This is a genomic window from Streptomyces sp. NPDC056452, from assembly GCF_042796085.1.
In the GTDB taxonomy this organism is placed as follows: domain Bacteria; phylum Actinomycetota; class Actinomycetes; order Streptomycetales; family Streptomycetaceae; genus Streptomyces.
In genome coordinates, this window is sequence record NZ_JBHTRI010000017.1 from 72,059 (window position 1) to 98,036 (window position 25,978).

Here is a 25,978-nt window from a genome sequence, read left to right on the forward strand (position 1 = left end):
TGGGTTTGCCTGGGTTGGAGCGTTTTGGTTGTTCCGGGGGGGGGGGCGGGGGGGGGGGGGCGGGGGGGGGGGGGGGGGCGGGGGGGGGGGGGGGGGGGGGGGGGGGGCCGCGGCCCGGCGCGGCCGGCCCCCGACGGGTCACTTGGCGAGCTTGAGCCCGCGGTCCTCGATGCCCGACTCCGCCTTGCGCTGGCCGGCGACGACGCCGCCGCTGAAGCCGCTCCTGGCCGAGGCGTCCTGCACCGCCGTGTAGACGTCCATCTGGTTCGGGCCCCAGGTCCAGCCGGGGACGATGGTGTCGACCTGCTCGGAGGCGAGCTTGTAGATGTCCTGCCCGTTGAAGTACGCGGTGTCGAACTGCGCGGCGGCGACCTCACGCATCTCCGGGTTGGCCGGCAGGGCGCTGCTGGGGGACTTCTTGTCGCTCAGCCGGGCCTTGACCGCGGCGCCGTCGGTGGTGACCCACTTGATGAACTCGGCCGCCGCCTCGGTGTGCTTGCTGCCCTTGAGGACGCCGTAGGAGGTGCCGCCGTAGTTGCCGCTGGCGGCGGTGCCCCAGTTGGGCATGGGCGCCGCGGCCCACTTGCCCTCGAGGTCGGGCAGGGAGGTCTTCATGCCGCCCGCGGACCAGGAGGCGCCGAGGAAGCTGAGGGTCTTGCCCTCGATCCGGGCCTTGGTCTCCTCCGGGCTCCATCCGGTGAAGGTCTGCACGAGGTCGTTCTTGATCAGCCCGTCCCAGTAGGCGGCGACCTTCTTGGAGCCGGCGTCGTCGACGGCGGGCTTCCACGCCTCACCCTTGATGGAGAACCACTTGCTGTCGGCCTGCCAGGCAAGTGCGGCGAGCAGGGCGGGGTCCGACTTGGGCATCGAGGCCAGTCGGACGCTCTTGTCCTGCTGCTTGACCTTGGCGGCGGCCGTCTCGAACTCGTCCCAGGTCTTGGGGACTTCGATGCCGTACTTCTTGAACAGGTCGGTGCGGTAGTAGTACAGCTGCGGCGCGGCGTCGAAGGGGACCGTCCAGGTCCTGCCGCCGAAGTTGACCAGGTCCTGGATGGGCTGGGGGAACTTCTCCTTGACGGTGTCGCCGGCGAGTTCGGTGAGGTCGACCAGGTTTCCCTGGCTGGCGAACTCCGGGACCATCTGGTACTCGATGGTGGCCACGTCGGGCGCGTTGCCCGCCTTCACGGCGTTGGCCAGCTTGCTGTAGCCCTCGGCGGAGCTCGGGATCTCCGTGAACTTGACCTGGATGTCCTTGTGGGTCCGGTTGAACTCCTCCGCGGTCGCCTTGGCGCCCAGGGTCCAGGTCCAGTAGTTGATGGTGACCGGCTTGCCGTCCGAACCGGCTTCGGTCGAGCCGTTGTCCCCGCCGCAGGCTGTGGCGAGCAGCCCCAGAGCGGCGAGGGAGGACACGGCGGCTATACGGAACGAACGTGAAGTGCGCGGCATTGCACGGCTCCTACGAGACCTCGTACGGGCGAGAGGCGAACGAGGAACATCATTTGCGCAACATCGATCACAGTCAAGAGAGAACGCACACAACAATCAAATCGATCAGGCAACGATCACTTCGATGCTTGCTTCGTCCCTTCGCTTGCTCCGCAGGAGGCCCTGACCCTCAACTCGGGCAGCAGATCGAGGTGCTGGCGCGGCGTCGGTGTCCGGCCCGACGAGCGCTCGGCCAGCCGCTGCAGGAGGAGCTTCGCCGCCAGCTCACCCACCGCGCGGGTCGGTGGCGCGACCGCGGTCAACGGCACGTCGGACAGCCCGGCCACCTCGTCGTCGTACGCGATGATGGCCAGGTCGGAGGGGATGGCGATGCCGCGCGCCTGCAAGCGCGGCACGAGCACGACCGCGTCCTCGTCGCTGTGGACGAGTACCGCGGTGACCCCCCTGTTCTCCACCGCGTCGACCAGGTAGTCCGCCATCTCGTCGTACTCGCCGTGCCCCCTGGTGGCCGGCGATCCGGGCACGGGCGTCAGCCCGAGCGCCTCCACGGCGGCCAGGTACCCGGCAGTGATCTGCGCGGCGTGCGGACCTTCCTGGAGTACGGCGGCGACCGCGCGGTGGCCGAGTTGCGCGAAGTGACCGACGGCTTCCGCCGCACCGTGGGAACGGTCGGTGCGCACCCGGTCGAGGACCGCGGCGGGGTTGCCCGCCGGCGCCGAGCGCTCGATGAGGACAGCCGGGACGGAGCACTCCAGCAGCCATTTCTCCTGGCCGTCGGCCGGCACACCGCCGAACCAGCTGGGAGCGATGAGCAGGCCCTCGGCCCCGCCCGCCAGGAGGTGTTCGGCCTGCACCGGGTCCTCGGTGTCCACGTAGCCGGACATCCCGAGCACCAGGCGGCCCCCCTGCGCCTCAACGGTCTCGCGGGCCCCCCGCACGATGTCGGCGAAGATCAGCGTGGTGGTCGGCACGATCATTCCGATCACGACGCCCTCGGCGGCCGGCGGCTGCGGCACCGCCTCGGCGGGGGCCTGCTCCGTCGGCCACACCACGGCCCCGTGCAGACGCTGCACCCTCCCCTGGGCCGCCAGCGTCTCCACGTCCCGTCGCAGGGTCACCGCGGAGACCCCGAGCTCGGACGCCAGTTCGGCAACCCTGAGGCTGCCACGTTCCCGGACGAGTTCGAGCACCCGCTCGTGGCGCTGGTCGACGTGCAGACGCATGGGTTCCCCCTGGGGCAAGGCCGGGACGAAAGCGGAGAGTGCCTCCGCGCAGGTCACTGTATGTCGAATAGCGTATCGAACGTTTGCGTTCAATACGATCGTTCCGGTGCGCGGCTCCGTCGCTTCATCGAGCCGGCCCGTACGGTCCCGGAGACGGGCCGCGCGCTTGCCGGCAGACCTGGCCGAAGGCCTGACGTGCCTCGATGTACACGACGGCGGCCGCGGGACACGGGACGGAGCGGTTCACAGCGGGGGGCCGCCCGGCGACCCGCTCCGGGGCTGTCCGGCTCAGCCGGACCGACAGGGCGGTGAGAATTTACCAGCAGTGGTGATCAGGACCCACGCGCCCGGCCGGGTCGGGCTCCTAGCGTGGACGCAGGGCGGGACCGATCAAGGGCCCCGACCGACCCGCGGGTGCGGCACCGCGCCCGAAACACTCGTCCCGCCCGCTCCTTCCACGAGAGAGTCACCGTGCCCATTCGCCCCACCGCCGCGCAACTGGCCTGGCAGCAGGACGGCTTCGGGCTGTTCCTCCACTTCGGGATCAACACCTTCAACGGGAAGGAGTGGAGCGACGGTTCGCTCGACCCCGCCACGTTCGATCCGACGGGACTCGACGCCCGGCAGTGGGTCGGGACGGCGGTCGCGGCAGGCGCCGCGTACGTCGTCCTGACCGCCAAGCATCACGACGGCTTCTGTCTCTGGCCGACCGGCACCACGGACTACTCCGTCGCCGCGTCGCCCTGGCGCGAGGGCAGGGGCGACGTGGTCGCCGAGCTGGCCGAGGCGTGCCGCGAGGCAGGCATCGGCCTCGGGCTGTACCTCTCGCCGTGGGACCGCCATGCCGACTGCTACGACGATCCGGAGGCCTACGACGCCTTCTACCTGCGGCAGCTGACCGAACTCTGCACCGGCTACGGCCCGCTGTACGAACTGTGGTTCGACGGTGCGGGCTCCGAGGGGCGTACGTACGACTGGGACGCCGTCATGGCCGTCGTCGACGAGCACCAGCCGGACGCCATGGTCTTCAACATGGGCCGCCCGACGATCCGGTGGGTCGGCAACGAGGACGGGCTCGCCGCCGATCCGTGCCGGTACACGGTCGATGCGACGGGAATCAGTGTGTACGACGACGGGACGACCCGACTGGACGAGCTCCAGTACCTGCCGCCCGAATGCGACGTACCGATCCGCCGGAACTGGTTCTGGCAGCCGGACGACCTGGACACGCTCAAGAGCCTCGACCACCTGCTGGCCATCTGGTACCACTCGGTCGGACTGGGCGCCGGACTGCTCCTGAACGTTCCGCCCGACCGCAGCGGACGGATCGACCCCGCGGACCGGCAACGGCTGCTGGAGCTTCGCGAAGAGCTGGGGCGCCGGTTCGCACGGCCGGAGACCGCCACGCTGGTGGCCGGGGCGGACGGCACGGTGGTGGCCCGCTTCCCGGAGCCGGTGGTTCTGGACCATCTGGAGCTGCGGGAGGACCTGTCCGACGGGCAGCGAATCGACGGGCACGAGGTATGCGCCGACGACCGCGTCCTTGCCTCAGGCCACAGCGTGGGTGTGCGTCGGCTCCATGCCTTCCCCGCCGTCGAGGTCTCTGAGCTCCGTATCCGGTTGGCGGGAGCGCACGCACGCCTGCTCGCCGTCCACGGCTTCCGCACGGGCTACGGCACCGATCCCGTTCGACCGGAGCCGCACACACCCGTGGAGAAGCTGGACGCCGGACGTCCCAGCTGAAAGCCTCACGGCCGGGGCACGGAGAGCACGGCGACAGAGCCATATCCTGCTGAAGCACCGGACCGCGGCCGACGAGGAGGACACGATCGACACTGCCGAAATGGGCCGGCACCCGCTGGACTCCGCCAGCATCATGAACGCGAGGAACACCCTCCTTGAACTCCTGGGCCGCGCGGGAGTCTTCCGGGACGAGGCCGAGGAACTGATCGCGCTCGTCGAGGCCGGCGCGATCGCGGACGCGCACCACGAGGTCGGGAAGGCGGAGGGCCTCCCGGACGAGAAGGGTGAGCCGTACGACGTCGGCCGGCACGACGGCGCCCGGGCCGTCCGTGACGAACTCGCGCGCATCGCCGAGCGGGCCCTCGATCGTGCCATCGGCCCGGCGATGTCCGGTTCCGAAGGGGGCACCGTACGGGGCCATCACCCCGTCGGGCAGGTGGACGTGGAGCGTGCGAAGGTCGCCGTGACGCCGCTCAGTCGCTCCTTCAGCGATGTCTCGGGCCTCGACCCCGAGGTGTCGGACGAGGTCCTCACCGCGGTGCTCGGCACGATGAGCGTCGTGGGACGGGTCGGGTACGCGGGACAACTGGAGCAGTTCACCGAGTCCCATCGGGGGCGGCTCGCCCAGGTGTACGCGCAGTACGGGCCCGGCAGCCGCATCGCCGTCCACGGTCGCTACTCCCTCCTCCACTCCCCCACGAGCATCGCCGTACTCGAACGCCTCACCGCCGCGCCGGCAGCGCTCCGGGCGGAGTGGGACCACGCGGAACTGCCCCCGGCGTGGCTGGAGGGACTCGCGACCGCCTGGCACGCATCACAGGCCCCGCCGGGATGACGCCGCCGCCCCGGGGCCGGCGGCGTCCCGGTTCAGGGGTTCAGATCAGGTCGGCCTGCGCGGGGGTGTCGTCCAGGAAGCCGCCCGACTGGTGCTGCCACAGCTTCGCGTAGGTGCCGTCGGACGCGAGCAGCTCCTGGTGCGTGCCCTGCTCGACGATCCGCCCTCGGTCCAGGACGACGAGCCGGTCCATGGTGGCGACCGTGCTGAGCCGGTGCGCCACCACGAGTGCTGTCCTTCCCTCCATGAGGTGCCACAACGCCTTCTGGACGAGGACCTCGCTCTCGGAGTCCAGGGCGCTGGTCGCCTCGTCGAGCAGCAGGATCGGCGCGTCGCGCAGGATCGCCCTGGCGAGGGCGACCCGCTGCCGCTGCCCGCCGGACAGCTTGACGCCCCGCTCGCCCACCATGGTGTCGAAGCCGTCCGCCAGGGCGTCGGCGAACTCCGTGACGTGGGCCGCCTCGGCCGCGCGGCGGATCTCGGCTTCGGTGGCGTCGGGCCGGGCGAACGCGATGTTGTCCCGCAGCGTGCGGTGGAACATCGCCGGGTCCTGCGGCACGTAGGCGATCAGGCTGCGCAGATCGGCCTGGCGCAGCTTGGTGATGTCCTGCCCGCCGATCAGGATCCGGCCGGAGTCGATGTCCGTCATGCGCAGCAGCAGTCTTCCGAGCGTCGTCTTGCCGCCGCCGGACCGGCCGACGAGTCCGGTCTTCGCGCCACTGCTCACATCGAGGTCGAGGCGCTCGAAGAGCGGCTTCGCGCCCGCGTGGGCGAAGGTCACCTGCTCGAAGCGGACATCTGCGGCCTTCGACAACAGCGGTTCCGGCGACGGCGGGTCGAGCACGACGGGCTGTTCCAGCAGCAGTTCGGTGAACTGCCCGGCCTCCGTCATCGAGCTCTCGAGGCGGCGGTAGATCTGGTTGAACTCGAACATGATCCGCGTCGCGTTGGTGTAGTACGTGAAGGCGACGACGACCGCCTCCACGCCGTGCCCGCCCCCGCCGAGAGTGACCGCGAGCAGCAGGCCCATCGCGTTGGTCAGCACGGACATCGGAGCGACGAGCGTGTCGATGCGCAGGTTGCCGTAGTCCCAGGACCGCAAGGTGAGCCGGCGCGACTTCGCGACGCGTGAGCGGTGCTCGGCGGCCTCGCGCTGCTCGGCGCCGAAGGCCCGGACGGTGTCCATGTTCATGAGGCTGTCGGCGACGTGGCCCGAGACCTGGGCGATCGCCTCCTCGCGCTGGTCCACGAGCGCCTGCCGGCGGCGGATGAGGGGCATCACGCACAGGGCGGTGAGCACGATCATCGCCAGGAGACCTACGACGAGCAGCGGTTCGTAGCTCCACAGCACGACCGACCCGAACAGCAGCGGCACGAAGCTGCCCACGACCGAGAAGGTCAGCGTGTCGACGAACTCCTCGAAGCGGGAGGCGAAACTGAGGACCCGCTTGGTCAGCGACCCGGCGAAGTTCTCATGGAAGAACGTGGCGTCCTTGGCGAACAGTTCGTCCATGCCGATCACGTAGAGGTGCTCGATGCCGCGGGCGTCGAGGCGGTTCAGGAAGTGCAGACCGATGCGCCAGAACGCCTCCGCGAGCAGCAGTACACCGGCGAAGCCGAGCACGTAGGGCATCATCGAGGTGACGGTGGTGCCGCCGCCGTCGGCGATGTGGCCGACGAGTTTCGCGACGATCAGCGGCGCGATGTAGTTGATGCCGATGTTGCCCAGTGCCGGCGACAGCATGGCGGGTGCCGTGAGCCACCGGAGCCGGACCAACTCCCTTCCGTAGTAACGCAGTGCCAGGAGCACGGACCCCTTGCCCGGCGATTCCTCGTGTGCTTCGGTCAGTCCCATTGCCACCCTGTGCGGTCGTGCGGCGGGCCCGCCCACGCGCCTCGGGGGAGGCGTCGTCGCGGTGCCGGCCGCGGGGCGATCGGGTTCGGCTGCATGCCTCGGCGGGATCGCCTTCCGACCGAGCAGGGCATGGCTGCGGAGCCCCCACACGGCTCGCGGTGATGTGTCCGCGCGAGTACGGAGGGCCAGGAATCGCAGTCTCCCGCGTCGGCGTCGGGGCGGTCCACGCGTTTTTCTCGGCCACGGGCGACGCCGCAATCGGGTCAGCGCCACCTCTGTCGACGGGGCGCGGAGCGGTGATTCAGCACCGGGACATGCGGAGCCGACGGGACTGGGCAGGCAGCGACGCACGGGGTGCACCGGTTCGGGGGTGCACCGGTTCGGGGGTGCACCGGTTCGGGGGTGCACCGGTTCGGGGGTGCACCGGTTCGCCCTGTCCGGGGAGCGGGCGCCGGTGCCCGGTGGCACGCTGCTTGTGTACGAGGTGCGTGACCTTTCATAACCCTCCGTGACTGTCCGCGCCGTCCCTCGCGACCCTAGGAACCACCGTGATCACTACTGACTTCGTTCCCGGCTCCCCGTGCTGGCTCGATCTCGGCTCGCGCGACGTCGCGGCGTCGGCGGCCTTCTACGGCGCCGTGTTCGGCTGGGAGTTCCAGGACCTCGGTCCCGGTGCGGAGGACTACGGCGCCTTCAAGCTGGACGGAAAGGCAGTCGGTGGTCTGGGCAAGCTCACCGAGGAGGGAGCACGTCCGGCGTGGATGATCTACTTCCACACGCCGGACGCCACGGCGACGACCGAGACCGTACGGCGCCTCGGCGGCACCGTGCGGGTCGAGCCGATGGACGCGGACGGAGCAGGCCGGATGGCGCAGTACACCGATCCGAGCGGTGCCCAGTTCGCCGTCTGGCAGCCGGGGGAGATGAACGGGCTGGAGGTCGCGGACCAGCCGGGATCCCTGTGCTGGACCGAGCTGTACACGACGGACGCGGCCGGCGCCAAGGACTTCTACGGCAACCTGTTCGGCTGGACGACCGAGGACATGCCCCTGCCGGGCGGGGGTGGAACGTACTCGATGATCACCCCGGCGGGCCGGCCGGCGGAGCGCATGCACGGCGGCCTGATGGAGATGCCCGCCGACCAGCTCGTCGCGACCGGCGGTCGGTCCTACTGGCATCCGGTGTTCGCCTCCGCGGACTGCGACGCCACGGTCGACCGGGTCAGGACCAACGGGGGTTCGGTGCAGATGGGCCCCGAGGACGCGGAGGGAGTCGGGCGTCTGGCGCTCTGCGCCGACCCGGCGGGCGCGGACTTCGTGGTGCTGACCCCGGCCCCGATGTAGGCCCTGCCCCGGTCGGACGCGGCGGTGCCGACCGGTGGCGGCCGGCACCGGCCGGCACCGCGGGGAGCTGCCCGCGGTGGCAGACAGTGGGCCGAACCGGCGGGGAATCGCCCTGCGGCTTCCCTTGTACGGACCTACCGCGGTTGTGCGCGCCCCGGGGACGGCGGATTCTGTAGGGGATGGATGGGGCTGATGTGGCGCCATTGACTGCATGGAACGCTGAGCAGAGTGCCGACTTCCGTGGTCCCCTCGATGTCACCAGGGCCGCCACGGCGGTGGTCGACGCCCAGGACACGGTCATCGGATGGAGTCCTGCGGCGGAGCGGCTCTTCGGTTACCCCTCGGACGAGATCATCGGCCGCCCACTGGCCACGTTCCTGTCACCCGGCCCGTCGCCCTCCGTTCCCCCTCTCCGTTCCCGCTTCCGGGGGAACGAGACCCACGTCGCCCGGCACCGGGACGGGCATGAGCTGGTCGTCGCCACCGCGGTGTGTCCCCTGTCGGGCGGCGGCACGGCGGAGCGCGTCCTCGTGGCGACGGAGCTGAAGGATCTCCGGCTGTGGGAGTCCCAGCTCGCCCTGTTGAACGGGCTGGCCACCCAGTCACCCCTCGGCCTGGCCATCTACGGCACCGACCTGCGCCTGACCTGGTGCAACGCGGCCTACGAACAAGAGATCGGACGACCGTTCGCCGAGTTCCGCGGCCTGCGGGCCGATGAGCTGTACTCCGACGGAACGTTCCTGACCAGGGGGCATCCGCCCACCCTCGACGCGGTCATGCGTCATGTACTGGACACGGGTGAACCCTTTCTGGATTTGCATTTCCAGGGCCGCCCGCCCAGCGACCCGCAGACGGACCACCTCTGGTCCTGCGCCTACTACCGGCTCCAGGACGCCGACGGACACGTGCTCGGGGTGTGCGAGGACGCTTTCGACATCTCCGATCGCTACAAGGCCCAGCGACGGCTGGCCCTGCTGGTCGAGGCGGGCCGCGGGATCGGCACCGCCCTCGATGTCGTGGTCACCGCCGAGAAGCTCACCGAGGTGGCGGTGCCGGGGTTCGCCGCCACGGTCGCGGTCGACCTTTCGAGGGCGGTACTGGAGGGCGAGGTGCCGGCCACCGGCGGCCCGGCGGCGATGGCTCTGGTGCGGGTCGCCCACCGCTCGACCGAGGAGGCCGACCAGGACAGGCCGGGACAGCGGTCTCCTCCCCCGGTGAAGCACTCCCCTCTGGAGTACCCCACCGGGTCCCCGCAGTACCGCAGCCTCTCCTCGGGCGGGCTCGTGCTCGACGACACGACACTGGTCGTGCCGCTGCGGGCCGGGAACAGCACGCTGGGGCTGGTCACCTTCGTCCGCAGCACCGGTGGGGCCACCTTCGACAGCGGCGAAGTGGCACTGGCCGACGAGCTGGTCGCCCGTACGGCCGTGTCCATCGACAACGCCCGGCGCTTCACCCGTGAGCGCACCGCCTCCCTTGCCCTCCAGCGCCAGCTGCTGCCGCAGCACGTGCCGCAGCAGTCCGCTGTCGACCTGGCCTACCGCTACCTGCCCACGGACGCCGTGACAGGGGTCGGCGGTGACTGGTTCGACGTCATCCCGCTGTCCGGGACCCGGGTCGGACTCGTGGTCGGGGACGTGGTCGGCCACGGCCTGCAGGCAGCGGCCACGATGGGGCGGCTGCGTACGACCGTGCGCGCGTTCGCGCAGATGGACATCGATCCCGACGAACTGCTGTCGCGGCTCGACGACCTGGTGGGGCAGTCGACGGAGGAACCGTGGGGTGAGCTGGGCACACCCGAAGCCGATGTGACCATCGGTGCGACATGCCTCTACGCGGTGTACGACCCGGTCTCGCGGCGCTGCGTCATGGCCAGGGCCGGGCACCTGCCACCGGCGGTCGTCGACCCGGAGGGCCGCGTGTCCTTCCCGGACCTGCCGGCCGGCCCGCCGCTGGGCCTCGGCGGCCTGCCGTTCGAGTCCATGGAGATCGAGCTGCCGGAGGGCAGCCTGCTGGCTCTCTTCACCGACGGCCTGGTCGAGTCCCGCGAACGGGACATCGATCAGGGACTCGCCATCCTGGGCGGTGTACTCGGCGACCGGAACGCGTCACTCGAAGAACTGTGCGACCGGTCCGTCGCGGAACTCCTACCGGACGGCACGACGGCCGACGACACCGCCCTGCTGGTCGTCCGCACCCGCGAACTCGACAGATCACAGGTCGCCGAGTGGGAGCTGCCCGCGGAGCCGATCGCCGCGCACCGCGCCCGGGACCTGGCCAACGAGAAGTTGCTCGACTGGGGCCTGGAGGAGCTGTCGTTCGCGACGGAGCTCGTGGTCAGCGAACTGGTGACCAACGCGGTCAGGTACTCCGAAGGACCGCTCCACGTACGCCTCATCCGCGACCGCACCCTTCTGTGCGAAGTCGCGGACACCGGCCACACCTCACCGCACCTGCGCCACAGCGGCGAGGACGACGAAGGCGGGCGCGGTCTGTTCATCGTCGCGCAACTCGTCCAGAGGTGGGGGACGCGCTACACCCGCTCCGGCAAGACCATCTGGACCGAGCAGGCCTTCCCTTCGACGGAAGAGCCATCGCAACGCCAGGAATAGGTTAGGTTAGGCATGCCTAAGTAATAGCACCCGGGCCCCGCCGACCGCTCCCCTGGAGAATGTGGATGCACCCCTTCAGCGCCCGCCCCACCCGGCCGACCCCCGCCGAACGCGTGCGGTCGATCCTGACCGCGGCCCATTCGATGACGGTCGTGAGCGACGGCCTTCAATCCGAGGTACGCCACCTCGACGGCAAGGGCGCCATGGGTCACATCCACATGCACGAACCGTCCGAGGCCGGCCCCTCCCTGCCCGCCCCGCGCGTCCCCGTACGGCTCGAGTTCACCGACATCGCACCCACGCCGGTACGCGACCGGCTGCGCGCCCGCGTCACGGTGACCGGCCTGCTGGCGGCCCCGTACACGGCCGAGTCCACGGAGAGCACCTGCATGGAGTTCGGCCAGGCAGTCCTCCATGACTCCGGCGGCCGCGCGTTCGTCACCCTGGAGGCACTGCAGGAGACGGACCTCGATCCGATCGCCACGAGCGAGGCGGGCATGCTGACCCATCTCATGGACAGCCACAGAGAACTGGTTCCCCTGCTCCTGCGCCTCGTGCGACCGAAGCTGACCAGGGGGATCGCGCGCGCGGTCCCGGTGGCGATGGACCGCTACGGCGTGACGCTGCGGCTGGAAGGCCCCAGCGCCCACCACGACGTCCGGCTGCCGTTCGCGACACCCGTGACCGACATCGCCCAGGCCCGCCCCCAGATCCACGCACTCCTGGCCGCGGCCCGCCGCGCCTCCCACCCCAACCGCCTGCTCGCCTGATCCGCGGCCATGGGCCCTCACGTTCGAAACGCCGCCCCGTTCCTCCGGGTCGCCACCGGAGGAACGGCGCCGGAATGTGCTCCCCTACCGGGCGGCCCGGTCCATCAGTTCGAAGAAGGTGTCGCCCCTCACCACCTCGAACGGGTCCGTGAGCAGTTCGCCGAGCTCGGCGATGTCGCTCGGCGTCCAGTTCCACGCGTTGACCGCTCCGGCGATGAACAGCGGACCGTTCCCGTCCCAGCCCTCGATGTGCTTCACCAGGCCGTCCCGGTACTCGGCCGCGTTGCCCTGCGGCCAGTAGTTGCCGATCACCGGGAGCCCCGCGGGCCGGATCTGGAGGTCACCGGTCTCCCAGGACTGGATGATGCCGCGCAGCGGGGTGTGGTCCCGGTAGGAGCGGACGATGCGCTCGTCGAAGGGGACCCAGCCGTTGCCCTCCTGGAGCCGTTGGTTGTAGGCGTAGACGAGGTCCATGCCGGTGCGGCGCAGGAAGCTCCCGGTGAGCCGGGTGTACGCGTCCAGCGCCTCCTGAGGCCAGGAACCCGGGTAGGTGTACCCGGCGCCGGACGGGCCGCAGATCAGCAGGTCGTTGGCCGTGGCGGTGCGCTGGTAGTGGGCCAGCAGCGCGGGGCCGATGTCGGCCAGGAGCGGGCTGACCGTCCAGTTGACGGGCACCTGTCCGCGTGCGGGGTTGTCCCAAAGGTCGCGCATACGGCGTTGGCAGTACTGGACGTTGTCGCCCTCGCCGACGGTGAGCGTGAGGTACACCCGCTTGCGAAGGGTCGCCCGCGGACGGGGGCGTACGCGGTCGGACACCTTCGCCCCGGTTCCGGCGTGCACCGTGCCGTTCATGTAGAAGTCGGTGGGTACCACCTCCACGCCGTGCTGCGAGGCCCGGTCGACCCCGCCCCACTCCCCCGCCACGTCGTTGGAGAACCAGCCGCAGTACGGGGTGGTCGGCTCGACCCGGCTGAACACCTCGTCGAGCAGTTCGCCGGTGGCTCCCGAGGGCGGCAGCCACACCACCATGGCCCGTGAGGCGACCGCGTAGTCGCGGAAGTACGGGAAGGGCTCGACGCGGGTGGGCGAGGTGGTCGTGGCGGTGACGAGGTACTGGTTCCACAGGTCGGCGTCGACGGTCAGGCTGGTGGTCCCGGCCGGTGCGGTGAACCGGTAGATGAAGTAGCCGCCTCCGTCGCAGAAGCGGTTGCCGTCGCTGCCGACGGAGGAGTTGAGGCCGTCGAAGAGGTACGGGGCCTCGGCGTCCGTGCCCGGCGCGAAGGACGCGACCTCCTGGCCGTCGGCCCGTACGGTGATCCGTCCCACCGAGGCGCCCCAGCCGTCGTCCCCCAAGGAGTCCTGGAAGCGGAGGAACGCACCGTCGGAACCGGGGAGTTCGGTACTGAGGTCGAAGGTGCGCACGGCCCGGTTGGAGGAGTCGCGGACACGGTTCGGCTCGCGGGCGATCTCCCGCCACCGGACACCGTCCACCTTCACGGTCCTGGTGGGCGGCAGTCCGGCCAGCAGGGTCTGGGCGCAGCGGGGGAAGAGGTTGTCGAGTTGCCAGCGGTAGACCGCGTGCGGGTCGTCGGCGGCGAAGCGGCCCCGCAGATCGGCGACGACCTTCAGGCCGTACCTGGCCGCCTGTTCGGCGGTGGCCGCGACGGCGTTCTCCAGGCCGGCCAGCGTGGTGGCGACGTTCACCGAGTCGGGGACCTCGGGGTCGTGCAGGACGGCGCCGCGGACCTCGCCGCGGTAGCGGCCGATCAGGTCGAGGGCGTTGTCGTGGCGGGTGATGTCGGCGCCGGTACCGGGCAGCCAGCGCATGTCGAGACCGCTGGCGTCGTAGGCGAAGTAGAGGCGGGGGCGGCGCCGGTTGACGACTCCTTGGAGGGTGGTCAGCAGCAGCTGATCGTCACCGTGGAGCGTGCTCACGTCGGCGACGTCGAGCGTGGTGGCGCGGCCGAAGGACGGCAGCAGGCGGGTGGGACTGCTCTGTCCGGCGGCGGCCCGACCGGGGAGGCCGAGGCCGAGTCCCGCTGCCGCCAGGATCGTTCCGTTGGTCAGCAGGAAGTCTCTTCGGGAAACCATGGACGATCACTGCTCCTCAGGTGCGGAGTTGACATCGTTGTCATCAGCCAGTGAAGGTAGCGACGCCCGTGGCACGTGTAAAGGGTCCGGACACGGGTGCGGAACATCAACGCGCGCCAGGAGCTGCTCATTTGGGGTCAGAAAGGCTCAGGTCGGCAGTGTGGGCGCGTAGGTCGAGTGGAAGACCAGGGAGGCCGCACCGATGGCCGCAGCGTCGGCTCCCATCGGCGCGATCTCCACCCGCACCTCGTGCAGACGGCGGTTGAACGAGCGGGTGTTCACCGCTTCGGCCATGGCGTCACGGAAGGCATCCGCGGTCTCGCGCAGGGCCGGGCCGCCGATCAGGAGGAGGTCGACGTCGAGCAGGTTGACGATGCTCACGGCAGCATCGGCCAGCCGCGCGGCGACGCCCCGGATCGTCCCCCTCGCGTCGGTGTCCCCGGCCCGGAAGGCCGCACAGATCCCGGCATGGGTCAGCCGTCGGCCGGTGCGCGCGGCGTGCAGGGCCTCGATCGCGGCGGGGCTGCATTCGGCCTCCAGGCACCCACGGTTGCCGCAGTAGCACTCGGCCCCGCCGGGGACGACGGTGAGGTGGCCGAACTCCGCCGCGCTGAAGGACCGCCCCCGGTAGATCTGGTGGTCGAGGATGAGGCCTCCACCGATTCCCGTACCGAAGTACAGGTAGGCGTAACTGGGCACGGATCGGCCGGCACCGGCCCAGCGTTCGCCGATCGCGGCCGCTGTGGCGTCGTTGTCGAAGGCGACGGCGAAGCCGGTGGCCTCCTCAAGGAGGGCCCGAAGGGGGATCCGGTCCCAGTCGTTGAGCTGGGGCGGCGAGTGCATGGTGCCGTCCGCGTCCAGCGGGCCGGGGCACGCGAGACCGACACCGAGGATGCGGGCGTCGGGGACCTGGGCGGCGTCCAGCAGGGACCGCGCTGCCCGTGCCATGACGGCGATCACGGCCGCGGGCCGGATGCCGTGGGTCAGGGTGCGGCGGCAGGTCCGTACCGGAATCCCGGCCAGGTTGGCGAGGACGACGGTGATCTCGGCGGGGTCGAAGTGGATCCCGATCGCGTATCCGGCATCGGGATCGATCCGCAGGATCGTGCGTGGTTTGCCGCCGGTCGACGGCAGCGTTCCGCCCTCGCGTACGAGCCCCTGGCCGAGGAGCCGTCGCACAATCACGGAGACGGTCTGCGCGGTGAGGCCCGTCCGGTCGGCGATCTGGACGCGGCTGATTCCGTCCGAGGTCTGGATCGCCTCCAGCACGACGGCCTGGTTGTAACTCCCCATACCTGGGTGGTTCGTTCCCATCGGCATGCGAGGCAATATCACACAGCGTATTGACTTAGTAAATCAGACTGACTTACGTTTCCCGGCACTTGAGGCACGACAGCGCGCAACACCGTCACTTGGAGGACGAGTTGAAAAGGCGCACTCTGCTGGCCGGGGCACTCGCGACGACAGCCGCCGGAGCGACCGCAGTCACCGGTTGTTCGAGTGGTTCCGGTAAGAATTCGAACGAGATCGAGGTCCTCTACCGTGTGGAGCCCACCTGGCCCCACCTGGAGAAGTCCCTCAAGGGAGCCAGAACCGAGTACGAGGCCGCCCACCCGGACGTCAAGATCAAACTGACGGCCGTCCAGGGCTCCAACGAGGACTACTACACCAAGCTCGCGCTGCTGAACCGGTCCGCCGACTCCGCACCCGACGTCTACCTCCACGACACCTTCCAGGTGAACGCCGATGTCGCCGCCGGGAAGCTGGCCCCGCTGGACGACTTCCTCGCCAAGTGGCCCGACTGGCAGGAGCAGTTCCCCGAGTCGGTCCAGAAGGCGGCGCAGGGACTCGACGGGAAGACGTACGGGGTGCCCATCTCGACCGACACCCGCGGTCTCTGGTACCACAAGGATGTCTTCCGGTCGGCAGGTCTGCCCGTCCCCTGGACCCCGAAGACCTGGGACGACGTGCTGGAGGCGGCGCGTGCCGTCAAGCGCAAGGTCCGCGGGGTCACCCCGTTCTCCATGTACTCGACGAAGATCCTCGGCGAGGCCGCGACCATGCAGGGCTTCGAGATGCTGCTGTACGGGACACCTGGCGGGACGCTCTTCGACAAAGAGAAGTGGGTGACGTCCGGCAAGGGAATCACCGATTCGCTGAAGTTCGTCGACACCGTCTACCGGGAGAACCTCGGCCCGAAGAAGGCCGACGCGCTCAACGCCAAGCTCGGCGACAAGGTGCTCCTGGAGTGGTTCCCCAAGGGCAAGCTCGGTATCGCGCTGGACGGCGCATGGGCTTCGAGTGCCTGGACGCCGACCAGTCCCACCCCTTGGGCCGACTGGACGAAGAAGATGGGCTGGACGCCCATGCCCACCCAGAACGGCGAGGCGCCGGGTGCGGTGAGCATGTCGGGCGGCTGGGTGATGGCGGTGAGTTCGTACAGCAAGCGCAAGCAGGACGGCTTCGACTTCATCACCTTCGCGATGAACAAGAAGCACGCCATGGAGTACTCGATGGGCACGGGTGACCTCGCCGTGCGCAAGGACGTGTCGGCCGACCCGAAGTACATCGCGGGGAACCCGGCGGTGGAGTTCTGGACCGGTCTCGCGAAGGTGTCGCACTACCGGCCGGCGTACGAGGCGTATCCGAAGGTCTCCACGCAGATCCAGGAGGCGATGGAAGCGGTCACGCTCGGATCGAAGTCGCCCGAGGAGGCGGCCGAGCAGTACGCGGAGGGTGTGGAGCGGGCCGTAGGTGCCGACAACGTTGTCGGCAAGGCGTCGTGACGCTCACCGCGGCGGCCGGACCGAAGCGGGCGCCGGCAGCGGACGTGCTGCCGTCGCCCGCGCGGCGCGGGAGGACCCTGCGCTGGCTGCTCCCCCTGAGCCCCACGCTCGTCCTGCTGGCGATCTTCCTGGTGGGCCCGGTCGGGTGGAGCGTGTACGTCGCGTTCACCAACGAGACGCTCACCGGCTCGGCGTCCGTCAACGCCCGCTTCATCGGGCTCGACAACTTCACCCGTCTCTTCGACGACGAGGCATTCGTCAGCTCGCTGTTCCGCACCCTCGTCTTCGTCCTCGGCTCGGCCGTCATCGGGCAGAACGTCCTCGGCATGCTCATCGCCCTGCTCCAGCGCGGCAAGAGCCGCATGACGCGCGGCGTGGTGAACGGCGTGGTCATCGCCGCGTGGGTGATGCCCGAAGTGGTCGCCGCCGCCTGCTGGTTCTCCTTCCTCGGCGACGAGGGCACCCTGAACTCGCTGTTCGGGATGCACCAGGAGTGGCTGGTCTCCGCACCGCTCTTCGCGGTGATCCTCGCCAACGTCTGGCGTGGCACCGCGTTCTCGATGCTCGTGTACTCGGCGGCGCTCTCCGAGGTCCCGCGCGACCTCCTGGAGGCCGCGAAGGTGGACGGCGCCTCCACCCGCCGTACGTTCTTCAGCGTCACGCTGCCCCTGATCCGCCGATCGGTTCTGTCCAACCTGATGCTGACGACCCTTCAGACGCTGGCCAGTTTCGGCCTGATCTACGCCCTGACCGGCGGCGGACCGGGCGAGGCCAGCCAGACCACCCCGCTGTACATGTACGAGCAGGCGTTCCGGTACTTCGAGATCGGCTACGGCAGTGCCATGGCGCTGGTGATGCTGGTCATCGGTGCCCTCTTCTCGCTGGTCTACCTGCGACTGATCAAGGTGGAGTCCTGATGACCCGCTGGGGCGCGCGCTGGTCGGCCCACGCCGTACTCGCGCTGATCACCCTGTCCTTCCTCGGCCCCTTCCTCTGGGTGCTGCTCTCCTCCGTCCAGCCCGGCTCCTCTCCTGCCGCCAAGCCCGCCCTCTCCTTCTCGCTCGACAACTTCAGGGCCGTCCTCACCTACGACACCGTGTACGGTCCGCTGCTCAACTCCGTGGTCATCTCCGGAGGGACCGCCGTCCTCACCGTCGTCGTGGCGGGTCTGGCCGCCTACCCGCTCTCCCGCTACCGGCTGCGCTTCAAGCGCCACTTCATGCTCACCCTGCTCTTCTCCACCGGCCTCCCGCTGACCGCGATCATGGTCCCGGTCTATGCGATGTTCTTCCGCTTCAGCCTGTACGGCTCGGTCCCCGCGATGGTCCTGTTCCTGACGGCGAGTTCGCTGCCGTTCTCCATCTGGATGATGAAGAACTTCATGGACGGGGTGCCGATCAACCTGGAGGAGGCCGCCTGGGTGGACGGGGCCGGGTGGATGAAGTCGCTGCGGTACGTCGTGGCCCCGCTGATGGCCCCGGGCATCGCGGTCGTCGCGATCTTCGTGTTCGTCGGGCAGTGGGGGAACTTCTTCGTCCCGTTCGTGCTGCTCGACTCCCCGGAGGAGCAGCCGGCGGCCGTCACCATCTACACGTTCTTCTCCCAGTACGGGCGGGTCGCCTACGGCCAGTTGGCCGCGTTCTCCGTCATCTACACCACTCCCGCGGTCCTGCTCTACGTCGCGGTCAGCAAATACCTCTCCGGCTCGTTCAACATGGCCGGCTCGGTGAAGGGATAGCACGGTGCGCATCGTCGAGGTCGAGTCGACCGACCTGTTCGTCGGATCCGCGGACGATCCCCTGCAGGTCGTACGTGTCACGCTGAGCGAACCGGGACGGGTCGTCATCACCGGCCCCGGTGTGCACGGGGAAGGGAGCGCCGGCGAGATCGGCGTACGGTGCGGGGCCGCCGTGCCTGGAACCGTCGTGCCCATCACCGTCCGGGCCGGCGACGCGCGGGTGGAGGCGGAACTCACCGTGGCCGAACCGGGGTGGACGGTGTGGATGGTGCCGCACTTCCACTACGACCCGGTGTGGTGGAACACCCAGGCCGCCTACACCACCACGTGGGACGCGGCGGGCGACACCGCCCAGCAGTTCCGGATCGACTTCCAGCAGACCGGTTTCGAGCTGATGCGACTGCATCTGCGGACCGCCCGCCGTGACCCCGACTACCGGTTCGTCCTCGCGGAGATCGACTACCTCAAACCGTACTGGGACGCCCATCCCGGCGACCGCGCACTGCTGCGCCGGCTGCTCGCCGAGGGGCGGATCGAGCTGATGGGCGGCACGTACAACGAGCCGAACACCAACCTCACCTCCGCCGAGTCCACCGCCCGCAACCTGGTCTACGGGATCGGCTTCCAGCGCGGTGTCATGGGCGGCGACCCGCGGACCGCCTGGCAGTTGGACGTCTTCGGCCACGACCCGCAGTTCCCGGGCCTGGTCGCCGATGCGGGTCTGACGTCGTCGTCGTGGGCGCGGGGCCCGTACCACCAGTGGGGTCCGATGCTCACCGACCGCGACCGGGAGAAGGACGGCTGGGGCGACCCGTCGGGGATGCAGTTCCCGGCCGAGTTCGAGTGGCTGTCGCCCAGCGGGCGCGGAGTACTCACCCACTACATGCCGGCGCACTACAGCGCGGGCTGGTGGATGGACAGTGCGACGACCCTCGGCGAGGCGGAGGACGCGGTCCTCGAGCTGTACCGGCTGATGCGCGGAGTGTCCGCGACCCGCAACATCCTGCTGCCGGTGGGTACCGACTACACACCGCCGAACCGCTGGGTCACCGAGATCCACCGCGACTTCGCCGCCCGCTACACCTGGCCGCGCCTGGTGTGCGCGCTGCCCCGCGACTTCTTCGCCGCGGTCCGCGCCGAACTCCCCGCGCCCTCGCCTCAGACCCGGGACATGAACCCGGTCTACACCGGCAAGGACGTGTCGTTCATCGACACGAAGCAGGCTCAGCGCGCGGCCGAGAACCTGCTCACCGACGCGGAGAAGTTCGCGACCGTCGACTCGGTCGAGACCGGGGCCGCGTACCCGCACGCCCGTATCGACAAGGCGTGGCGGCAGCTCGCGTACGGCGCGCACCACGACGCGATCACCGGATCCGAGTCCGACCAGGTCTATCTGGACCTGGTGACGAGCTGGCGGGAGGCGTACGACACCGGGCGCGACGTGCTGGACGCGTCGCTGAGGAGCCTGGGCGCCGACGGCGCGATCAGCGTGTTCAACCCGTCCGCCTGGCCGCGCACCGACCTGGTCCGCACGCGCCTGACCCTTTCTCAACATGGTTTCCATGGCTGGGAGTTCGAGGACGGGACACCGACCCTCGTGGAGAACGCCGTACTCCACGAGGACGGCTCGCTCGCGGAGGCGGACCTCGTCTTCCTCGCCCGTGATGTGCCCTCGCTCGGCTACCGCCTCTACCGGCCGGTCCCTTCGCGTACGGGCTCCGGCTGGACACCGTCCGAAGGCCACCGGATCGCGAATTCCACCCACACCCTGGAGGTCGACCCCCGGCGGGGCGGCTGCGTCTCCCGGCTGGCCGTCGAGGGCCGCGAGCTGCTCCAGCCGGGGCGGGTGGGCAACGAACTACTGGTGTACGAGGAGTACCCGGCGCATCCCCGGTACCACGAGGGCCCCTGGCATCTGGTCCCCAGCGGACCGGTGACCGGCTCGGCGTCCTTCCCCGCCGAGTCGGTGACGGTCGAGGCGAGCCCGCTGGGCGAGCGGATCACCGTCACGGGCACGGTCGGCCCGGTCTCGTACACCCAGCGGCTGACCCTGTGGCACGGGCTGGACCGGCTCGACGGAGTCACCCGCATCGACGCCTTCGACGGGGCGGACCAGCTGCTACGGCTGCGCTGGCCGGTACACGTGCCGGGTGCGCTGCCGGTGAGTGAGGTCGCCGACGCGGTGATCGGGCGCGGCTTCGGGCTCATCGACGTCGACTCCGAGGAGCACCCCTGGACCCTGGACAATCCGGCAGGCAACTGGTTCGCACTGTCGTCGACGGCCCGGGTCCAACTGCCGGGCGGGGCACGGGCGATCGGCATCGCGGAGATCGTCACACCGGACGGGGGCGGGGCACGCGACCTGGCGGTGGCACTGGTCAGGTCCGGTGTGACCAGCACCTGTTCGGCCGCGCCGGGCGCCCGGTACGGGGATCTGGCGATCGACTCCAACCTGCCCGATGTACGCATCACGGTCGGCTGCCCCGAGGAGAACCCGTTCACCGCGGAGGTGCTGAGCGGTGCGTACGCCGACGCGTTCGCGGAGCAGCTGGCCGCCACCGGGCGGGTGCGGTTGTGGATACCGGCCGACACGCCGCTGGAGAAGGTGTGGGTGCCCGGCGCCGATCTGCGCGGTGCCCGCACGCTGCCGGTGCTGGTGATCGCCGGCGAGGGTGCGGTGGAGGCTCTCGTGGCGGACCTCGACGACGCCGTGATCGAGGTCGCCGAGGCCGGATCGCTCACCGAGCCGCCGCTCGACGACTACACGGTCGCCCTCGTCAACCAGGGCATGCCGGGCTTCGCCGTGGACACCGGTGGCGCGCTGCACCTGTCGTTGATGCGCTCCTGCACCGGGTGGCCGTCGGGTATCTGGATCGACCCGCCGCACCGCACCACCCCCGACGGGTCCGCCTTCCAGCAGCAGCACTGGACCCACTCCTTCGACTACACGCTCCTGGCGGGCGCCGGGGACTGGCGGGCCCGGGGCGTCGTACCGCTCGCCCATGACATCAACCACCCGCTGCGCGCGGCCCACGGTGAGCGCCACGACCAGCCCGAGGAGCGCTCCTACCTGTCGGTGGAACCGGCCGGGCAGGTCGTCCTCACCGCCCTGAAGCCCACGGGCAATCCCCTGTCCGACGGGCATGTCGCCGGCCCGGTCGAGAGCCTCACGATGCGCTGGCACGAGGCGGTGGGCCGGGATGTGCGGGCCGCCATCACCACGGGCCTTCCGGTGGCCGAGGCCCACCGCGCGGACCTGCTGGAACACCCCGGCAGTGTGCTCCCCGGCCTCACCCTGGACCTCGGCGGCATGGACATCGCCACGGTGGTCGCCCCTCTCACCACCCCGGGCGGCCCTCCCGCTCCCGGCCGGGAGCCTCACCAGCCGGTCTTCACCCGGTACTGGCTCAACAACACGGGCCCCGCACCGATCGGCAACATGCCGCTCGCGCTCCACCTCGAACCGTCCGTCCTTCGGGACGCCGACGACGAGATCACGGTGACGGTCGCTTCGACCCTCGCCGACCGGCAGGCCACGGGGAACGTCGAGTTCATCCTCCCCGAGGGCTGGTCGGCCGGGACCGGACCGCTCCCGTACGACCTCGAGCCGGGCGGTCACACCTCCCGTACGGTCAGGATCACTCCGCCCGCGGCGGCCGAGCCGGGCACGTACTGGGTGCGGGCGCGCACTGCTCATGACGGCCAGGTCTTCGAGGACGTGACCCGGGTACTGATCGGCGACGCGCCGGCCGACGAGCCGGTGGCGACACCGGGGACGACCGAGGTGCGGCTGGCGCCGGGCGAGTCCGGGGCCGTGGAGGTGACGCTCACCTCCCAGGTGCGCACGCCCGTCTCCGTGCAGGCTCAACTCATCAGTCCCTGGGGCACGTTCGAGCTCTTCCCGGAGTGGGACAAGGGCGCCGAGGTGCCCGCGCTCGGTGCGGCCGTGGTGCGCTTCCCCGTCACCGTCCCGGCCGGCACCCACCCCGGCCGCTGGTGGGCCGTGGTCAAGCTGGCGGCGGCGGGCTGGCTGCACTACACCGAGGCGGTAGAGATCGAGGTGACCCCGTGACCGGGGCGGGGGTGGCCGCGCGCGTCGGGGAGCGCACCGTCACCGAGGAGGCGGTGGAATCACGGGTCACAGCCCTGCGCCGGGGGCCGCTGGCCTCCCGGCTGCCCCGCCCGGGCACGGCGGACGCCCGCAATCTGCGCCGCTGGGTGGTCCAGCTGCTGACGTACGAGGCGGTGGTCGAGGAGGCGGCGGCGAGCATGGGGCTGACCGCCGAAAAGACGTGCCGACGAAGGGAGTTCAGCCTGTCCGCCGCGCTCGGTACAGGGGGCGTCACCGCAGCGGTCCTCGCCTCGCTCCCGGTCGCCACGGCCGTGTACGACCGGATCACGGCCGACATCACCGTCGCCCCGTCCGAGGTACGCGCCTACTACGACCGCAACCGCGACCAGCACCCCGGTCCGTACGACACCTCCCGACCCGCCATCTCGGATGAACTGCGCCGAGCGGCAGCGGACCGCCATTTCACCTTCTGGCTCGAACGGCGCCACGCGACGACGGTCACCCTCCACCCCGGCTTCGAGCACCCGGCCGACCCCCGCCACGCCGACGCCACCCACCGGCACTGACGCGGCACGGACCCAGTACTGACGCCGGCAGGGCGCTTCACCTCCGAGCGCCCTGCCGCCGGCTGCTCAAAACTGCCACCCTGACGCGGTGACGATTCTCCGTATTCGGCGCAGCCTGTCGTGTCCGGCGCCGAAGCGGATGAACTCCGGCCGAGGGGGCAGCACGTGAGGAAGTACCTACAGCGGGCTCGGATGGTCGAACCGAAGGTCTCCCCGGCCGAGCAGGAGCTGTTCGGCGGCCCTCTGCGCTACGACATGGCCTTTGCCGAGCACGAACGGGCACGGCTGGACCTGACCCTGCTTTCGGCGATCCGAGCCATGCCCCGGCTGGTCGCCGGCACGCTGCGCCGGGCCTGGGTCGCCGACCGGCCGGCGCTGCTGACCGTCGGCATCAGCGAGGTCGGACAGGGCATCGCGGCAGCCGTGGGTCTGCTGGCGGTCAACTCCGTGATGCACGCCCTGCTCGGCAGCGGGGACCCCGTCGACCGGCTGCACTCCGCGGTACCCGCGCTCGTCGTGGGCGCGGTGGTCGCGGTGGTGAACGCCGGCCTCGCCGGTCTGTCCACGTCTCGGGCCGGCCGCTTGGAGCCCCTGGTCGAGCGGATCGCGACCACGGAGTACCTGGCCGCGACCACGGTGGTCGAGCTGGAGGCGATAGAGGATCCGGAGTTCCGCCGGCTCATCGATGTGGCCCAGTTCGGTGCCGCCTCCGCACGCCGCATGATCAGCGCGTGCGTGGCCGCGTTGAACGGCACGATCTCCCTGATCGCGACGGCGAGCATCCTGACCGTCCTGCACCCGGCGCTGCTTCCGATGCTGCTGCTGATCGCGGCACCTCGCGGCTGGGGAGCGATGCGGGTCGCCCAGGAACGGTACGTGTCGGTGATGACATGGGTGGAGCACATGCGCGCCAGTCGTCTGATCGGCAACCTGCTGACCGAGCGCGGTGCGGCCCAGGAGGTACGGATCCACGGGGTGGGTGCGTTCCTGCTGGAGAAGTACCGCGGCATGGCCGAGAGTGCCGAGACCGAACAGAAGCGGCTCGCGAACGGCAAGGCACTGACCGAGCTGGTGGCCGCCGCGCTGTCCGGGCTCGCGATGGCCTGTACGTACGGCGTGATGCTCTGGCTGATCATGGCCGGGCACATGAGTCTGGCCGTGGCCGGTACCGCGGTGATCGCCGTGCGGTCCGGGTCGGCGAGTCTTGGTGGGCTCGTCATGAACGTCAACCAGCTGCACGAGGAGAGCCTCTACGTGCAGGACCACGACCGGTTCCTGTCCGAGGCCGCACGACGAGCCATCGCCGACGGCGGGCAGGACCTGCCCGAGCGGGTGGGCCAGGTGGTGCTCGACGAGGTCACCTACCGCTACCCGGACCGTGAGACTCCCGCGCTGGACGGGGTCTCGATAGCACTTCCCATGGGGTCGGTGACCGCCGTCGTGGGCGAGAACGGATCGGGCAAGAGCACTCTGATGAAGATTCTCGCCGGGCTGCTGCTGCCGCAGAGCGGCACGGTGCACTGGGGTGCGGAAGAACTCTCCAAGCTCAACCGCTACCAGGTGTTCGAGCGTGTGGCCCTGCTGACCCAGGATTTCCAGCGCTGGCCGGTGACCGCCGCGCTCAATATCCGCATCGGCCGCCCCGGCCGGCCGGCCGGGCACGAGGATCTCCAGCCCTCCGTCGACTACGCCGGCGCGGCCCCTGTCATCGCCAAACTCCCCCATGGCCTGGGCAGCCTGCTTGCCCGTATGTTCCGTGGAGCGTCCGAACTCTCCGGCGGCGAATGGCAGAAGATCGGCCTCGCCCGCACCCACTGGCGCACCGAGACCTCTCACTCGGACACCGTCCTGATCGTCGACGAACCCACCTCGGCGCTCGACCCGGAAGCCGAGATCGCAGCGTTCGACGCCATCCGCCGGCTCGCCGGCCCGCACCGGGCGGTCGTCCTGGTCACCCACCGCATGTCCGGCGTCCGGCACGCCGACACCATCTACGTCCTCGACCGGGGCCGTCTCACCGAACGCGGCAGCCACGACGAGCTCATGACCGCGCGGGGGCGCAACGCGGCCATGTTCACCACGCAGGCGGCCCAGTACGCACCGGAGCCGCAAGCCGCGGTACCGCACCCGAGCGCACCGCCCCGAGCGAGCACGGCCGTCTCGCCCGCACCGGACTGATGCTGCAGATCTCACCCTCCTTCCCGCACCTCACACGTGGGAGTGAACTCCTGCCGTTGCCATGCCGGTGAGCGCTTCTCGGTGAACGCCCGGGCGCCTTCGGTGGCGGCAGCGGCATTCGCGGTGCCGTATCGCCCGGACGAGAACCGCCGTAAGAGAGCTGCGCCTGCGAATCGACACCCTCATGTCCGCTCTCGCCGCCGACACGCAGCCCTGACTCAGTCCCCCGCCCGTGAGGCGGACGCGTCGACGCCTGATGCCCGCAGCTTGCGGGCCAGGAACTCCATCTCGGGCAGGGTCCCCGAGTACTGTCCGGTCAGGACCTGCTCCAGCACCGCCTTGATGCCGTCCAGGCCGATGCCGAGTTCTGCCCGCAGCACCCGCATGACGGTGGCGTTCCTCGTCGGCGGACCGACCTGCAGCGTTGCCCACCCGTGCTCGGAGAGCAATCGGCCACGCAACTCATCCGGCAGGTCACCGCCACAGACGGCCAGGGCAGACCCACAGGCCGGACACGTCGACTCGACATCCCACCGCAGTTCCTCACCCACCAGCGCCTGGACGCCGCACCACTTCGCCTCGGCACCGCACTCCTGGCACACACCGTCGTACGTGATGGACTCGACCAGGATCGGTTCCACCAAACCCCCCTCACGAGCAATGGCCGGACGGCTGGCGCCGAGAGCCTTCCGGACTTCGCCAGGACACGCTCGGGCAGGC

At 70.2% G+C, this 25,978-nt stretch carries 17 protein-coding genes; 11 read left to right on the plus strand and 6 right to left on the minus strand.

What is annotated here, in order from left to right:
* Nucleotides 1-138 precede the first annotated feature (138 nt).
* Together ACFQ6X_RS18460 and ACFQ6X_RS18465 are read right to left on the minus strand one after the other, a co-directional pair.
* Nucleotides 139-1,446 carry an ABC transporter substrate-binding protein gene (locus ACFQ6X_RS18460; protein WP_383182679.1) on the minus strand — a complete coding sequence of 436 codons (1,308 nt, stop codon included), beginning with the start codon at nt 1,444-1,446 and terminating at the stop codon, nt 139-141.
* Nucleotides 1,447-1,562: 116 nt separating this feature from the next.
* Entirely contained in the window at nt 1,563-2,669 is a 1,107-nt protein-coding gene (locus ACFQ6X_RS18465; RefSeq protein WP_383182681.1) for a substrate-binding domain-containing protein, read from the minus strand.
* A gap of 471 nt (nt 2,670-3,140) precedes the next feature.
* Between ACFQ6X_RS18465 and ACFQ6X_RS18470 the strand changes: the two genes are divergently transcribed.
* Nucleotides 3,141-4,412 (plus strand): alpha-L-fucosidase, encoded by a 1,272-nt coding sequence (locus ACFQ6X_RS18470; RefSeq protein ID WP_383182683.1) that lies wholly within the window; start codon nt 3,141-3,143, stop codon nt 4,410-4,412.
* 100 nt (nt 4,413-4,512) lie between these two features.
* Nucleotides 4,513-5,247 carry a hypothetical protein gene (locus tag ACFQ6X_RS18475; RefSeq protein ID WP_383182685.1) on the plus strand — a complete coding sequence of 245 codons (735 nt, stop codon included), beginning with the start codon at nt 4,513-4,515 and terminating at the stop codon, nt 5,245-5,247.
* Between the two features lie 40 nt (nt 5,248-5,287).
* Here ACFQ6X_RS18475 and ACFQ6X_RS18480 read toward each other — a convergent pair whose 3' ends face one another.
* The gene (locus ACFQ6X_RS18480) at nt 5,288-7,102 is read right to left on the minus strand and encodes an ABC transporter ATP-binding protein (RefSeq protein ID WP_383182687.1); all 1,815 of its coding nucleotides are present in this window, start codon (nt 7,100-7,102) and stop codon (nt 5,288-5,290) included.
* Between the two features lie 548 nt (nt 7,103-7,650).
* Between ACFQ6X_RS18480 and ACFQ6X_RS18485 the strand changes: the two genes are divergently transcribed.
* The 3 genes from ACFQ6X_RS18485 (at nt 7,651) to ACFQ6X_RS18495 (ending at nt 11,827) form a co-directional block, all read left to right on the plus strand.
* Nucleotides 7,651-8,445, plus strand: a complete 795-nt coding sequence (locus ACFQ6X_RS18485; RefSeq protein ID WP_383182689.1) for a VOC family protein — start codon at nt 7,651-7,653, stop codon at nt 8,443-8,445.
* A gap of 203 nt (nt 8,446-8,648) precedes the next feature.
* Complete coding sequence (locus ACFQ6X_RS18490) at nt 8,649-11,057, plus strand: SpoIIE family protein phosphatase (protein WP_383182691.1); 2,409 nt, start codon at nt 8,649-8,651, stop codon at nt 11,055-11,057.
* 65 nt (nt 11,058-11,122) lie between these two features.
* A complete protein-coding gene (locus ACFQ6X_RS18495; RefSeq protein ID WP_383182693.1) occupies nt 11,123-11,827 on the plus strand; it encodes a DUF2470 domain-containing protein in 705 nt (234 codons plus the stop codon).
* A gap of 84 nt (nt 11,828-11,911) precedes the next feature.
* On the opposite strand, the gene ACFQ6X_RS18500 is transcribed toward ACFQ6X_RS18495, so the two are convergent.
* A complete protein-coding gene (locus tag ACFQ6X_RS18500; protein ID WP_383182695.1) occupies nt 11,912-13,918 on the minus strand; it encodes a GxGYxYP domain-containing protein in 2,007 nt (668 codons plus the stop codon).
* 147 nt (nt 13,919-14,065) lie between these two features.
* Complete coding sequence (locus ACFQ6X_RS18505) at nt 14,066-15,238, minus strand: ROK family transcriptional regulator (protein WP_383182697.1); 1,173 nt, start codon at nt 15,236-15,238, stop codon at nt 14,066-14,068.
* Nucleotides 15,239-15,342: 104 nt separating this feature from the next.
* On the opposite strand from ACFQ6X_RS18505, the gene ACFQ6X_RS18510 reads away from it, so the two are divergent.
* From ACFQ6X_RS18510 to ACFQ6X_RS18535, 6 genes are all read left to right on the plus strand, one after another.
* Nucleotides 15,343-16,704 (plus strand): extracellular solute-binding protein, encoded by a 1,362-nt coding sequence (locus tag ACFQ6X_RS18510; protein ID WP_383182699.1) that lies wholly within the window; start codon nt 15,343-15,345, stop codon nt 16,702-16,704.
* On the plus strand, nt 16,701-17,621 hold the full coding sequence (locus ACFQ6X_RS18515; protein ID WP_329204560.1) for a sugar ABC transporter permease: 921 nt from the start codon (nt 16,701-16,703) through the stop codon (nt 17,619-17,621). The genes ACFQ6X_RS18510 and ACFQ6X_RS18515 overlap by 4 nt, the downstream gene beginning before the upstream one ends.
* Complete coding sequence (locus tag ACFQ6X_RS18520; RefSeq protein WP_329204562.1) at nt 17,621-18,442, plus strand: carbohydrate ABC transporter permease; 822 nt, start codon at nt 17,621-17,623, stop codon at nt 18,440-18,442. The genes ACFQ6X_RS18515 and ACFQ6X_RS18520 overlap by 1 nt, the downstream gene beginning before the upstream one ends.
* A gap of 4 nt (nt 18,443-18,446) precedes the next feature.
* Nucleotides 18,447-22,514, plus strand: coding sequence for an NEW3 domain-containing protein (locus ACFQ6X_RS18525; protein ID WP_383182702.1), 4,068 nt, complete (start codon nt 18,447-18,449; stop codon nt 22,512-22,514).
* The gene (locus ACFQ6X_RS18530) at nt 22,511-23,080 is read left to right on the plus strand and encodes a hypothetical protein (RefSeq protein WP_383182704.1); all 570 of its coding nucleotides are present in this window, start codon (nt 22,511-22,513) and stop codon (nt 23,078-23,080) included. The genes ACFQ6X_RS18525 and ACFQ6X_RS18530 overlap by 4 nt, the downstream gene beginning before the upstream one ends.
* 192 nt (nt 23,081-23,272) lie before the next feature.
* Complete coding sequence (locus ACFQ6X_RS18535; protein ID WP_383182706.1) at nt 23,273-25,258, plus strand: ATP-binding cassette domain-containing protein; 1,986 nt, start codon at nt 23,273-23,275, stop codon at nt 25,256-25,258.
* Between the two features lie 218 nt (nt 25,259-25,476).
* Here ACFQ6X_RS18535 and ACFQ6X_RS18540 read toward each other — a convergent pair whose 3' ends face one another.
* Entirely contained in the window at nt 25,477-25,899 is a 423-nt protein-coding gene (locus ACFQ6X_RS18540) for a hypothetical protein (protein ID WP_383182708.1), read from the minus strand.
* Between the last annotated feature and the right edge of the window lie 79 nt (nt 25,900-25,978).

Coding starts and splice junctions, on each gene's coding strand:
- ACFQ6X_RS18475 (WP_383182685.1), top strand. CDS start 4,513: ATGGGCCGGCACCCGCTGGACTCCGCCAGCATCATGAACGCGAGGAAC.
- ACFQ6X_RS18505 (WP_383182697.1), bottom strand. CDS start 15,238: ATGCCGATGGGAACGAACCACCCAGGTATGGGGAGTTACAACCAGGCC.
- ACFQ6X_RS18535 (WP_383182706.1), top strand. CDS start 23,273: ATGGTCGAACCGAAGGTCTCCCCGGCCGAGCAGGAGCTGTTCGGCGGC.
- ACFQ6X_RS18460 (WP_383182679.1), bottom strand. CDS start 1,446: ATGCCGCGCACTTCACGTTCGTTCCGTATAGCCGCCGTGTCCTCCCTC.
- ACFQ6X_RS18480 (WP_383182687.1), bottom strand. CDS start 7,102: ATGGGACTGACCGAAGCACACGAGGAATCGCCGGGCAAGGGGTCCGTG.
- ACFQ6X_RS18500 (WP_383182695.1), bottom strand. CDS start 13,918: ATGGTTTCCCGAAGAGACTTCCTGCTGACCAACGGAACGATCCTGGCG.
- ACFQ6X_RS18465 (WP_383182681.1), bottom strand. CDS start 2,669: ATGCGTCTGCACGTCGACCAGCGCCACGAGCGGGTGCTCGAACTCGTC.
- ACFQ6X_RS18495 (WP_383182693.1), top strand. CDS start 11,123: ATGCACCCCTTCAGCGCCCGCCCCACCCGGCCGACCCCCGCCGAACGC.
- ACFQ6X_RS18520 (WP_329204562.1), top strand. CDS start 17,621: ATGACCCGCTGGGGCGCGCGCTGGTCGGCCCACGCCGTACTCGCGCTG.